The organism is Luteimonas sp. A478 (assembly GCF_054052025.1).
The window spans coordinates 483,860-495,931 of record NZ_JBSVRF010000001.1 but is presented as its reverse complement, the minus strand read 5'-3'; the positions used below and the strand labels follow the sequence as shown (position 1 = coordinate 495,931).

The following is a 12,072-nucleotide window of genomic DNA, read 5'->3' as shown; positions in this document are numbered from 1 at the left end:
CAGCCGTCGGGCCGATACCGTTCGCATGGACATCCTCAGTCTCATCGGCATCCTGCTCGGACTGTTTTCGATCCTGGGCGGCACCATGCTCAAGGGAGCGGGACTCGCCTCCCTGTGGTCGCCGGCCGCCTTTGCGATCGTGATCGTCGGCACCGTGGCGGCGATCTTCCTGCAAACACCGGGGCCAGTGTTCAGCCGCGCGCTGAAGATCGCACGGTGGACGTTCCAGCCGCCGGTGGCCGATCGCCGTGTGCTGGTGGACCAGTTGCTGGAGTGGAGCAACGCGTCGCGCCGCCAGGGGCTGCTGTGGCTGGAAAACCAGGTGGAGGAGCAGAGCGACCCCTTCGTGCGCAAGGGGCTGCAGATGTTGGTGGACGGCGTGGAACCCGAAGCGATCCGCCACATGCTCGAAATCGAGATGGCAGGCGAAGAGACGCAGGACCTGGCCGCGACCAAGGTGTTCGAAGGCATGGGGGTGTACGCACCCACCCTGGGCATCGTAGGCGCGGTGCTGGGCCTGATGGCAGTCATGCAGAACCTCGCCGACCCCAGCAAGCTCGGCCCCGGCATCGCGGCGGCCTTCACCGCCACCGTTTACGGCATCGCCTCTGCGAACCTCTTGTTCCTGCCGATGGCATCCAAACTCAAGAGCGTGATCCATCGCCGCAGCGGTGAACGCGAGCTGGTGATCGAGGGATTGATCGCCATCGCCCAGGGCGAGAATCCGCGGAACATCGAAGCGCGCCTGGTCGGCTTCCTGTACTGAGGCGCCGGCGATGGCACGACGCAGGCGCCAGGAAGAACACGTCAACCATGAGGCCTGGGCAATCCCCTACGCTGACCTCATGACGCTGCTGCTCGCTTTTTTTGTGGTGATGTACGCGATCTCTTCGCTCAATGAAGACAAGTACCGTGTCCTTTCCGAATCGCTGACCAGCGCCTTCACCGGAACGCCACGAAGCGTCGATCCAGTACAGATCGGCGAGCGCCAGGCGAACGATCCGGATTTTGGACGCCCGATGCCCATTCCATCCGCCGCCCGCCATGGCTCGCAGGTGGCGTCTCCGGGATTGGATTCGCCGCTGCGTCCACTGCTCGAGTCCAAGCTGCGTGCCGACCGCACCGGCGACGACGCCAGCGCTGCCACGATGGCCGATTCCCGTCGGCAGCTGTCGCGTATCGCGGAGCAGCTGGAACATGAGCTCGCGGACCTGATCCGCACCCGTACCGTGACGCTCAGGCGCACCGACCTGTGGCTGGAGGTTGAGATCCACAGCGACGTCCTGTTCGACACTGCCTCGGCCTCGCTTGCCCCCCCGGCACAGCACCTGCTTGCCCGGCTGGCACGGCTGCTGCGCGACCAGCCCAACCTGGTGCGGGTCGAAGGCCATACCGACTCCCGTCCCATCAATACCCAGCGCTTTCCTTCAAACTGGGAGCTCTCAGCGGCGCGCGCCGCCAGCGTGGTCCATCTGTTCATCCGCGAACATGTAGCGCCGGAGCGCCTGGTGATGGTTGGCTATGGCGAGCACCGGCCCAAAGCCGACAACAACAGCGTTGCCGGGTTCGACGCCAATCGCCGGGTGGTGTTGCTGGTACTGGCCTCTCCTGACACGCCCAACGCCGCACGCCCGGCCGACGCTCCGGAACTGCACAGCACCGGAGAAATTCCGGTCGCCACGGCGTCGCTGCGCCGCGAAAGAGCTGCCAGCCAGCCAGGAGGCCGATGATGCGCGTTTGGGCTGTTGCCAACCAGAAGGGTGGCGTGGGCAAGACCACAAGCACCATCGCGCTCGCTCGGGCCTTGGTGGCCCAGCACCGCCGCGTGTTGCTGATCGACCTCGATCCGCACGCCTCGTTGACCCGTGCCTTCGGTGTGCTGCCCGAGCCGCCCCCCACCGGCGTGGCGGACCTGTTTGCCGTGCCCCCTGGAACCCTGTCCAGCCTGCTGCGCCCTTCCCGTGTCGAAGGCCTGGATTTCATCTGTGCCCAGACCTCGCTCGCCACCCTCGAGCGGCGCAGCGTCACCCAGCCGGGGCTCGGGCTCGCGCTGTTCCAGGCGCTTTCGCGCCACGCAGGCCACGACTTCGTCCTGCTTGACTGCCCTCCCATGCTCGGCCTGCTGGTGGTCAATGCGCTCGCTGCAGCGGACCGTCTGATTGTTCCCACCCAGTGCGAACCCTTGGCGATGCACGGCCTTTCCGGCATGTTGCGGACCGCGTCCATGATCGAGCGTTCCCGCAAGCGGCCACTGCCGGTCACCATCCTGCCAACCATGTTCGACCGCCGTACCCGCGCCAGCCGTGACACCTACCTGCTCCTGCAGAAGGAGTACCGGGATCAGGTGTGGGAGGACGCGATCCCGGTCGACACGCTAGTCAGCAATGCCGAAGCACTGGCCAGCCAATCCTTCGAAGGCGCGCTGCCCGGGCGTGCGCTGGCGGCATATGGCCGGGTGCTGCAATGGTTGCTGGCGCGGGAACGTGCCCTGGAACAGGCGGCATGAGCAAGGCCATGGATGCGATCGAAGACTACGTTGACCTGCTGCTGTCCCCGGGGGAGTACCCGCCGCCGGCCGCGTCTCCGACCAACCCGGCGCCCGGCGGCCCGGCCACACTTGCGCAACACCACGCACTTCGGCAGCAGAACGCGGAGCTGCCCCGGCCTGGAGCCCGCTGCGACGCTCAGGACGGCGAGGTCCCGGCCGCGCAGAACGGGAAACTGGCACGCTGGCTGCGCCTGCGGTGCGGCTCCCAGACCTATGCGCTGGAGTTGCTGAAAATCCGCGAAGTCGTGCTGCCCGCCGCGCTGCTGCCACTGCGCGGCGTGAACAGCGCTGTGAGCGGAGTCATGAATCTCCGCGGCCAGGTGGTGCCAGTGCTTGACCTGGGATTGCATTTCGACGGTGTTCCCATCGAGACGACTGCCGATACCCGCATCGTGGTGTTGGAAGAGAGCAATGAGGTCCTGGGACTGAGGGTGTCGGCCGCGGATGACATTGTCCTGCTGGATGAAACCGGGATCGAGGACGCACGGGCATCCAATCTCGCACCGGTCGGAGACCAACGCATCCGGGGCATCGCACGGCTGGGTGGGCAGGTCATGCTGCTGCTCGACGCCTCGCGGCTGATCCAGACCCCGCTGCACTGAACAGCGGGGCCTAAAGTCTTTCTCCCTGCGGCCGCTACAGACTGCAGACCGTCGTCATCCGGAGTCCCATGGACGTCCTGACATTGGAAAATGATCTGGGAATTGAGCACTGCTCCTTGCTGAAGGAGACACTCGCCACATGCCTTGATTCCTCCCCGCTGCAAGTGGATGCGGGCGCCGTGGAACGGCTGCATGCCGCGAGCCTGCAGCTGCTGGTTGCGTGGCTGCGTGACCGGACGTCGGCTGGACTGGATACGCGATGGAGCGCGTGCAGCGATGCGCTGCACGCCGCGGCGCGCAGTCTCGGACTGGAAGCGGCACTCGACCTGCCCGCGCCCGCCGCACAACCACACAATGCTTTGGAGGAACCCGCATGACGGCACGCATACTGGTAGTGGACGACTCGACCTCGATGCGGCAGATGGTCTCGTTCGCGCTGACCTCTGCCGGCTTCGACGTGGAGGAGGCCGAGGACGGCGACGTAGCCCTGGCCTGCGCCCGCAATTCGAAGTTCAACGCGGTGATCACTGACGTGAACATGCCCAACATGGATGGCATAACCCTGATCCGCGAGCTGCGCCAGCTTCCGGACTACAGGTTCACACCGCTGCTCATGCTGACCACGGAGTCAGGGGCCGATCGCAAGGGAGAGGGTCGCGCCGCCGGCGCGACCGGCTGGATGGTGAAACCCTTCGACCCCGACCAGCTCGTCGCCACCGTGCGGCGGGTACTCGGCTGAGCCCCGGCAGGATCCCGGCTTGAGCATCGATCTGCAGCGGTTCCACGTCGCCTGGTTCGAGGAGAGCCGCGAGGGGCTGGACGAAATGGAGAACGGCCTGCTTGCGCTGGAAGCGGGCGAGCGCGACGCGGAACTGGTCAACTCCATCTTCCGTGCCGCGCATTCCATAAAGGGCGGCGCCGCGACCTTCGGCTTCAGCACCATGGCCGACCTGACCCATCTGCTGGAAACCCTGCTCGAAGGCATCCGATCAGGGCAGCGTGGGATCGAAGCAGCTGCGGTGGATGCCATGCTGGGATCGGTGGATGTGCTACGCGCACTGCTCGCCGAGGCGGAGCACGGCCGACCTGCCGACCCATCCCAGGTGCGCGCCGTGCATGAGCGACTGCAGGCCATCCTGGGCGGCGAACCCCCGTCGCAGCCGGCTGCCACCGCAGACGGACCCGGCGACACCGAGGCGTCGGGCGGTCAGCTGATCGGCTGGCGGATTGGTTTCACGCCTGAGCCGGACCTGTTCATGAGCGGCAACGACCCGCTGCGCATCCTGCGTGAGCTGGAGGAACTTGGACCGCTTGAGGTACAGGCGAACCTGGATGCCCTGCCCCTCTTCAACGACCTGGATCCGCTGCAGGCGACAGTCGGCTGGAACATCGAACTGCAAGCGCCTGCCGCGCGGGCAGCCGTGGAGGGCGTGTTTGCCTGGGTGGAGGACGTATGCCGGCTGGAGCTTTCCCCCATCCAACGACAGGAAGAGCAGGTGTCATCGACGTCCGCCACCCGGTCCGCCCGGGACAGTGGCGAGGGGTCGATCCGGGTGAGCGTCGACAAGGTTGATGCGCTCATCAACCTGGTCGGCGAGCTGGTGGTGACCCAATCGATGCTGCAGCAGCTGGGTACAGGAGTTGAGCCCGAATTGGCCGAGCGCCTGTCCACTGCGATGGAGCAGCTCGAACGCAATACCCGCGATCTGCAGGATGCGGTGATCGGCATCCGCATGCTCCCGGTCGATGCGGTTTTCCGCCGCTTTCCGCGCCTGGTGCGAGACCTGTCCGGCAAACTGGGCAAGCTGGTGCGCCTGCAGGTCCGGGGCGAAGGCACGGAGCTCGACAAGGGCTTGATCGAAAACATCACCGATCCACTTGTGCACCTGGTCCGCAACGCGATCGACCACGGCCTGGAACTGCCCGCCGAGCGTGTTGCCGCGGGCAAGGACGCCACCGGCACGGTCACCCTGGCGGCATCCCACCAGGATGGTCACGTCGTGATCGAGGTGGCGGACGATGGTCGCGGACTGGACCGGGACCGCATCCTGGCCAAGGCCCACGAGCGCGGGCTGGGCATCGCCGACGATCCCGCCGACGCCCAAGTCTGGGATCTCGTGTTCCACCCGGGCTTCTCAACGGCAGGCGCGGTGACTGACCTGTCCGGGCGCGGCGTGGGCATGGACGTTGTGCGCAGCAATATCCGCAAGCTCGGCGGAAGCGTGCAGATCGATTCCCGTCACGGCTTCGGCACCCGGGTGGTGATCCGTCTGCCCCTGACCCTGGCGATCCTGGACGGCATGACGGTGACGGCCGGCGACGAGTCCATGGTGCTGCCGCTGGCCAACGTGCGCGAGGTAATCCAGCCGGAGCCCGGCGACGTCAGCACCGTCAAGGGCCGCGGGCGCCTGCTGAAGGTGCGCGACGAATACCTGCCGCTGCTCACGCTTGCCGAGGCTTTCGGCTACGGGACGCATGAATCATCCCCCATGCCGGTCGCGGTGGTGGTTGAAGGAGACGGCCAGCGCCTGGCGGTGGAAGTTGACGCGCTGCTCGGCCAGCAGCAGATCGTGGTCAAGAGCCTGGAGCGCAATTACCGGCATGTGGACGGCATCTCCGGGGCCACCATCCTCGGCGATGGCCGCGTGGCGCTGATCGTCGATGTCGGCGGGCTGGCGCGCAGCCGCCTGCTCGCCCCGGCGGCCTGACAGGCACTGCTCAAGTTTTCCGGATCGCGGCCGATTCTCCCTGCACAGGGCGGATTCCCGCCCGCGACCGAAGCAGGAGCGGCACTTGAATACCCCCGACACCCTCCCCGACCCCGGCGAATACCTGAGCTTCACCCTGACCGACGAGCACTATGCGCTCAGCATCCTCAAGGTCCAGGAAATCCGAGGCTACGAAGGGGTCACCCGGGTCCCGGACACGCCCGATTACATCCGTGGCGTGGTCAACATCCGCGGCGCCATCATCCCGGTGCTGGACCTGCGCATGAAGCTCGGCCTGCAGGCCCACTACGACGCCTTCACCGTCATGGTGGTGCTCAACCTGGACGGCCGCTACGCCGGAGTCGTCGTGGACGCGGTCTCGGACGTCGTAGTCCTCGATGCCGACCAGATCCGCCCCACGCCCGAACTTGGTGCCGCGGTGGACACCCGCTTCATCTCTGCGATCGGCACAACAGAGGAGCGGATGGTGATCCTGCTGGACATCAAGTCACTGATCGACTGGGCCGACATCGGTGACGAGTCTCTGGAAAGTGCGTGAAGTCCGGCCTCAAGCTTTTCCAACTGCGGCCGATAGCAAGTGTGGAAGCCACTGCCGGACATCCCGTTCCCGGCCCCCCCCTTTCAATTGATGTGCCCCGGAGTCGATCTATGAAGTCCAGCCACCTTTTGGCCGCCACCAGTCTCGGCGCGGTCCTGCTTTTCTCCACCGCTGCGCTGTTGCCGTCGCAAGCGTCGGCACAGGAAATGATTCCCGCAGCCCAGGCCACCCGCTTTGTCGGCAGGACCGGCATGGTCTGCGGCAAGGTTGAGCGCACCCGCCACGCTCGCAACACCGAGGGTGAGCCCACATTCCTGTACATGGGCGGCTCGTTCCCGCGCCATACGTTCTCGGCCCGCATTCCGAACACGATCCGTGACAGCTTCCGCCCGACGCCTGAGGAACTGGAAGGCCAGGACGTGTGTGTCACCGGCAGCATCCAGCGTGATGCCAGCCGTGCGGAAATCGCGGTGAACTCCCCATCGGACATCAGGCTCGCCGACATCCGCTGACCGCCAGTCACGCCCCTCTCCACCCCGGAATCTGGAATGGCCATGTTGCAGAAAATCAACGATCTCAAGTTTGCCTACAAGCTGCCCATGGCCTTCGGCCTTGTGCTGATGCTGATGCTCGCCCAGGGCATCGTGTCCTATGTAGGGATGTCGTCGATCGCGCGCGAAACCGGCCATCTTGTCGACGGCACCATGCAGTCTCTGGCTACAGGCACTGGAATCAAGATGGCACTTGGCCAGTACAGGGACAATTCGTACCGGGGGCTGGTGCGTGCCAGCGACGCAGTAAAGGAACAGGCGCGCCGCGAGGCGGAAACGGTCAATGCCCAGATCGGCACGTTGCTGGCCGAGTATGAGGCGCTGCTTGATGTCGACAACGAGGCGGCACGCAAGCTGTATGAAGACGTGCTTGCAGCTTGGGGCCTCGCCCGGCTCTCCTATGTCGATGTCAACGAGATGATCGATCTGGACCTGCCGGATGATGCGCTCGACACCTTCCTCGGCGAAACGAACGAGCTGCATGCCGCCACGATCGCGGCCATCGACACGCTGATTGCGCACGACAACGCGGCGGCAGAAGCCGCTGAAGCGAGCGTGCGAAGCACGCACGCCACCTCCAATACCCTGGTGACCGTAATGCTGCTGGCCGGCATTGCCCTGGGGATGCTGATCGCATGGGCCGGCGCGATGGTCCTCACCCGCCGGTTGCGGCGTGCGGTCGAGGTGGCCAACTCCGTCGCATCCGGGAACCTCGACAACGAGATCACTGTAAACAGCAAGGACGAGGTGGGAGAGCTGCTGCTTGCCATGCAGCGCATGCAGCACGATCTGCGCGAGCGCATCGAGGAAGACCGCAAGGTGGCGCTGGAAAACATGCGCATCCGCACCGCCCTGGATGCTTCCGGCACCAGCGTGATGATCGCCGATGCCAACCGCAACATCATCTACGCCAACGAGGCGATGGAATCGCTGTTGCAGGGCTACCTGGACGAGATCCACAAGGACCTGTCCCATGTGGATCCCGACGCTCTGGTCGGCACCAACATTGATGGTTTCCATGCCGATCCGCAGCGCATCGCCAGGCTTCTGGAAAGCCTGGAGGGTACTCACCGCGGCGAAATCAGGATGGGCGACGCCCACTTCGTGCAGAACATCTCGCCTGTGCGCACCGCAGACGGAAGCCTGCTGGGCTATGTCGTGGAGTGGCGCGACCGCACCCCCCAGGTCCGGGTCGAGGATGAGCTTGCACAGGTGATCCGCGCCGCGGTGGCAGGCGACCTGTCGCAGCGCATCACCCTGGACGGAAAGGAAGGGTTCTACCTGCTCCTGGCCGAACAGTTGAACCGTCTGCTGGAGGAGAACGCTTCCAGCCTCGAAGGCGTACTGGCCGTCCTGCAGGCCCTCGCTGCCGGCGACCTCACCGTGCGCATGGACGGCGATTACGAGGGCGTATTCGCTCGCATGCGTGACGACACCAATCGCACTACCGAGCAGCTGACCGCCCTGGTGGCCAGCATCCAGCAGGCATCGTCCGCAATCAACGCCGCATCCGGCGAAATCGCCGCGGGCAACAGCGACCTTTCAACGCGTACCGAACAGCAGGCAGCCAACCTGGAGGAAACCGCCGCCTCCATGGAAGAACTCACATCAACCGTCCGGCAGAACGCCGAACACGCCCATCAGGCCAATCATCTGGTCATCAATGCGGCCGAGGTCGCCACACGAGGCGGCGACGTGGTCGGCCAGGTGGTGGGCACGATGCACGAGATAGAACAGGCATCGCGCCGCATCGCCGAGATCCTCTCGGTCATCGATGGTATTGCCTTCCAGACCAATATCCTTGCCCTCAACGCCGCGGTGGAGGCTGCGCGCGCAGGTGAACAGGGACGCGGATTTGCGGTGGTTGCCGCCGAAGTGCGCTCGCTGGCGCAACGCTCAGCTACTGCCGCGAAGGAGATCAAGACCCTGATCGACGACTCGGTGGCCAAGGTGGCCAGCGGCTCCACCCTGGCCGAACAGGCAGGACAGACCATGGGCGAGATGGTGACCTCGGTGCGTCGGGTGACCGACATCATGGCTGAAATCTCGGCCGCATCGCAGGAGCAGGCTTCAGGCATCGAGCAGGTCAACCAGACCATTGCCCAGATGGATGAAACGACGCAGCAGAACGCGGCCCTGGTTGAAGAGGCGTCCGCAGCCGCCCGCAGCATGGAGCAACAGGCTGGCGAACTGTCGGGCGCCGTGTCGGTCTTCCGCTTGAATGGGGTGGATGAGACAGAGATTGTTGACGTACTGGCCATTCCCGCCTCCCGCACGGCGCGCACCGGCGCCGCTGCTCCCGCCGCCCGGCGCCCCGCGCCGCGCCGTGTCCAGACCGATCCTGCCCTGGCCGGCGAGGACTGGCAGGAGTTCTGAGGAACTCGCCCCGGGTCGCCAATCGAAGCCGGGGCGTTCCAATCAACCATGGTCACAGGACGACTGGCCTCATTACCCCATGCCGCGGAGCGGGAGTTTCCTTTCGGCGAGCGTGAATTCCGCCGGGCCCGCGAACTGATCCACCATCATGCCGGCATCTCACTGGCCGACGGCAAGCGCGACATGGTGTACAGCCGGCTTTCGCGGCGGCTCAGAGCCCTGGGCCTCCACGAATTCCGCCTGTACCTGGACATGGTGCAAGACGATCGTGATGGCGAGCTGCAAGCGTTCATCAACGCGCTGACCACCAACCTCACCGCATTTTTTCGCGAGCCCCATCACTTCGACCGGCTACGTGAAGAGCTCGCCAGTTGCTCTCTTGCGTCCCAGCCGCTCCAGCTATGGTCGTGCGCTGCATCAACCGGGGAAGAACCCTACTCCATGGCGATCACCGCCTGTGAGGCGTTCGGCACCCTCACTCCACCGGTGCGGATCCTGGCTACTGATATCGACACGCGTGTCCTGGAGTCAGCGGCACGAGGCGTGTACTCCCTCGAACGAATCGCCGACCTGGACCGTGGCCTGGTGCGCCGCTACTTCCTGCGGGGGACAGGCCCGAATGCGGGCTGGTGCCGGGTGCGCCCCCAACTCCAGGCGCTGGTGGAATTCAGGTCCTTGAATCTGCTGCAGCCACGTTACGACGTGGCGCGTGACATCATCGCCCTGTTCTGCCGGAACGTGATGATCTACTTCGACAAGCCGACCCAGCGGGAAATCCTGGCCAAGCTGGTCACGCACATGGCGCCGGAGGGTCTGCTTTATACGGGCCATTCCGAGAACTACCTCCACGCTTCGGATCTGATCGTGCCGTGTGGCCGCACGCTGTATCGGCGTGCATCCGGATCCACTCCATGAGCAGCGTCGGCAACGAGGTCATGCGCTACCGCGACGCACGCTTCCAGGTGCAGGCGGCCAAGCTCATCCCCACCCAGTACCTTGCGGTGGAAGACGGCACAGCGCTGGTAACCGTCCTGGGCTCATGCGTGGCAGCCTGCCTGCGCGACCCGCTGCTGCAGATCGCCGGCATGAATCACTTCATGCTGCCTGACGGCAGTGCCGATGACGGCCGACCCGCCCGTTACGGCAGCCATGCGATGGAATTGCTGATCAACGACATGCTCAAGCGCGGGGCCAGCCGGCACCGCCTGCAGGCAAAGGTATTCGGTGGTGCCAATGTACTGCCGGGGTTCACCAGCAATCCGGTGGGCAGCCGCAATGCAGAATTCATCAACACCTATCTCCGGGCCGAGCACATTCCGGTGCTGGCCACCGACCTTGGCGGCATCCATCCGCGCAAGATCTGGTTCTTCCCGGACAGCGGAAAAGTGATGATGCAGCGATTGCCGCACGCACACGGCGCAGAGGTTGCAGCCGCAGAACGCGCCGCTCGCGACACCCTTCTCGAGCGCCCGGTCAGCGGCGGAGTGGAGTTGTTCGAATGAACGACCGTCGGGTACGGGTGCTGGTCATCGACGATTCGGCGGTGATCCGCCAGCTTCTGGCCGAAATGCTCTCACGGGATCCCGGCATTGAAGTGGTGGGGACTGCCGCTGACCCGTTGATCGCCCAACAGAAGATCCAGCGACTGAAACCCGATGTGCTGACACTTGACGTGGAAATGCCGCGGATGAACGGCCTGGATTTCCTCAAGCAGCTGATGAGGACCACACCACTGCCGGTGGTAATGGTGTCAGCGCAGACCGACCGCGGGGCCGCGGCCACTTTCACAGCCCTGGCATTGGGCGCCGTAGACGTGGTGGCAAAGCCGGCAGCTGCCAATCTGCGGGAATTCGAATGCTCTGCCACCGAGATCGCGCACAAGGTACGACAGGCGGCCCTCGCGAAAGTCCAGCTCCGTACCAGCCCGCCAACGCCCCTGCAGGCTTCCACCTTGTCCGCTGACGCGGACACACCGGCTGCGCCATCGATGCGTCTCGTTGCCATTGGGGCGTCAGCCGGCGGAACCGAAGCCATCCGGCGGGTACTGGAAGCGATGCCGGTGAACTCGCCACCGGTGATGATCGTCCAGCACATTCCACCCGCCTTCAGTCGCTCCTTCATCGCTCGTCTTGGCCGCCACAGCGCGATACGCGTGGTAGAGGCGCAAGACGGCGCTCAGTTGTTGCCGGGCCACGCATACCTGCCTCCTCCGGAACGCCATCTGGGCCTTGTTCGCAAACGCAGCGGAGCATGGACATGCGTGGTGATCGATGGCGATCCGGTCAACCATCACCGACCCTCTGTGGACGTGCTTTTCGAATCAGTGGCGCGCTGGGCCGGTCCCGATGCGGTAGGCGTTCTGCTGACCGGCATGGGAGCCGACGGGGCCCGGGGCCTGCTTGCGATGCGCCAGGCCGGAGCCGCCACTGTGGTCCAGGACGAAGCCACCAGCGTGGTCTGGGGGATGCCGGGCGCAGCGGTGCGAATGGGCGCAGCCGAAACGGTACTGCCCCTTGAAAGGATCACGGAGCGCGTACTGGAACTGGCTGGTCGAACCGCAGACGTTCACACCCCGCCTTGCGCAAGAGTAAAAAAAAGACGCCCCGCAGTGTAGGCTCTTCCAGTTGCGATCTTCAAAATCCGCGCCGTGCTGCTGGCTGCAGTGCGCTCGTGGAGCAGATGCTCGCCTGAGCCAACGGGAGTGGCCGATTTTGTCACTCCGTTGACC

General features: G+C 65.1%; 13 protein-coding genes. All 13 read left to right on the top strand.

Annotated elements, in window-relative coordinates; translation table 11 throughout:
• Window positions 1–25 precede the first annotated feature (25 nt).
• On the top strand, window positions 26–766 hold the full coding sequence (locus tag ACW7G3_RS02330; RefSeq protein WP_456980866.1) for a flagellar motor protein: 741 nt from the start codon (window positions 26–28) through the stop codon (window positions 764–766).
• 10 nt (window positions 767–776) lie between these two features.
• Window positions 777–1,730 (top strand): flagellar motor protein MotD, encoded by a 954-nt coding sequence (gene motD / locus ACW7G3_RS02325; RefSeq protein WP_456980865.1) that lies wholly within the window; start codon window positions 777–779, stop codon window positions 1,728–1,730.
• The gene (locus ACW7G3_RS02320; RefSeq protein WP_456980864.1) at window positions 1,730–2,506 is read left to right on the top strand and encodes a ParA family protein; all 777 of its coding nucleotides are present in this window, start codon (window positions 1,730–1,732) and stop codon (window positions 2,504–2,506) included. The genes motD and ACW7G3_RS02320 overlap by 1 nt, the downstream gene beginning before the upstream one ends.
• Window positions 2,503–3,150, top strand: coding sequence for a chemotaxis protein CheW (locus ACW7G3_RS02315; RefSeq protein WP_456980863.1), 648 nt, complete (start codon window positions 2,503–2,505; stop codon window positions 3,148–3,150). The genes ACW7G3_RS02320 and ACW7G3_RS02315 overlap by 4 nt, the downstream gene beginning before the upstream one ends.
• A 68-nt stretch (window positions 3,151–3,218) precedes the next feature.
• A complete protein-coding gene (locus ACW7G3_RS02310) occupies window positions 3,219–3,527 on the top strand; it encodes an STAS domain-containing protein (protein ID WP_456980862.1) in 309 nt (102 codons plus the stop codon).
• Complete coding sequence (locus ACW7G3_RS02305; protein ID WP_456980861.1) at window positions 3,524–3,889, top strand: response regulator; 366 nt, start codon at window positions 3,524–3,526, stop codon at window positions 3,887–3,889. The genes ACW7G3_RS02310 and ACW7G3_RS02305 overlap by 4 nt, the downstream gene beginning before the upstream one ends.
• A 19-nt stretch (window positions 3,890–3,908) precedes the next feature.
• The gene (locus tag ACW7G3_RS02300) at window positions 3,909–5,858 is read left to right on the top strand and encodes a chemotaxis protein CheA (RefSeq protein WP_456980860.1); all 1,950 of its coding nucleotides are present in this window, start codon (window positions 3,909–3,911) and stop codon (window positions 5,856–5,858) included.
• A gap of 85 nt (window positions 5,859–5,943) precedes the next feature.
• Window positions 5,944–6,417, top strand: a complete 474-nt coding sequence (locus tag ACW7G3_RS02295; protein WP_456980859.1) for a chemotaxis protein CheW — start codon at window positions 5,944–5,946, stop codon at window positions 6,415–6,417.
• A 206-nt stretch (window positions 6,418–6,623) separates the two neighbouring features.
• Window positions 6,624–6,929 (top strand): hypothetical protein, encoded by a 306-nt coding sequence (locus tag ACW7G3_RS02290; protein ID WP_456981137.1) that lies wholly within the window; start codon window positions 6,624–6,626, stop codon window positions 6,927–6,929.
• Between the two features lie 45 nt (window positions 6,930–6,974).
• On the top strand, window positions 6,975–9,344 hold the full coding sequence (locus ACW7G3_RS02285) for a methyl-accepting chemotaxis protein (protein ID WP_456981135.1): 2,370 nt from the start codon (window positions 6,975–6,977) through the stop codon (window positions 9,342–9,344).
• A gap of 48 nt (window positions 9,345–9,392) precedes the next feature.
• Window positions 9,393–10,259: a CheR family methyltransferase gene (locus ACW7G3_RS02280; RefSeq protein WP_456980858.1), complete on the top strand. Its 867-nt coding sequence runs from the start codon at window positions 9,393–9,395 to the stop codon at window positions 10,257–10,259.
• The gene (gene cheD, locus ACW7G3_RS02275) at window positions 10,256–10,846 is read left to right on the top strand and encodes a chemoreceptor glutamine deamidase CheD (protein WP_456980857.1); all 591 of its coding nucleotides are present in this window, start codon (window positions 10,256–10,258) and stop codon (window positions 10,844–10,846) included. Before ACW7G3_RS02280 ends, cheD begins: the two co-directional genes overlap by 4 nt.
• On the top strand, window positions 10,843–11,958 hold the full coding sequence (locus ACW7G3_RS02270; protein ID WP_456980856.1) for a protein-glutamate methylesterase/protein-glutamine glutaminase: 1,116 nt from the start codon (window positions 10,843–10,845) through the stop codon (window positions 11,956–11,958). The genes cheD and ACW7G3_RS02270 overlap by 4 nt, the downstream gene beginning before the upstream one ends.
• Window positions 11,959–12,072 lie beyond the last annotated feature (114 nt).

Bases quoted from the DNA above. Each gene is read 5' to 3' on its own strand.
- ACW7G3_RS02330 (WP_456980866.1), top strand. From the start codon at position 26: ATGGACATCCTCAGTCTCATCGGCATCCTGCTCGGACTGTTTTCGATC.
- motD (WP_456980865.1), top strand. From the start codon at position 777: ATGGCACGACGCAGGCGCCAGGAAGAACACGTCAACCATGAGGCCTGG.
- ACW7G3_RS02320 (WP_456980864.1), top strand. From the start codon at position 1,730: ATGCGCGTTTGGGCTGTTGCCAACCAGAAGGGTGGCGTGGGCAAGACC.
- ACW7G3_RS02315 (WP_456980863.1), top strand. From the start codon at position 2,503: ATGAGCAAGGCCATGGATGCGATCGAAGACTACGTTGACCTGCTGCTG.
- ACW7G3_RS02310 (WP_456980862.1), top strand. From the start codon at position 3,219: ATGGACGTCCTGACATTGGAAAATGATCTGGGAATTGAGCACTGCTCC.
- ACW7G3_RS02305 (WP_456980861.1), top strand. From the start codon at position 3,524: ATGACGGCACGCATACTGGTAGTGGACGACTCGACCTCGATGCGGCAG.
- ACW7G3_RS02290 (WP_456981137.1), top strand. From the start codon at position 6,624: ATGATTCCCGCAGCCCAGGCCACCCGCTTTGTCGGCAGGACCGGCATG.
- ACW7G3_RS02280 (WP_456980858.1), top strand. From the start codon at position 9,393: ATGGTCACAGGACGACTGGCCTCATTACCCCATGCCGCGGAGCGGGAG.
- cheD (WP_456980857.1), top strand. From the start codon at position 10,256: ATGAGCAGCGTCGGCAACGAGGTCATGCGCTACCGCGACGCACGCTTC.
- ACW7G3_RS02270 (WP_456980856.1), top strand. From the start codon at position 10,843: ATGAACGACCGTCGGGTACGGGTGCTGGTCATCGACGATTCGGCGGTG.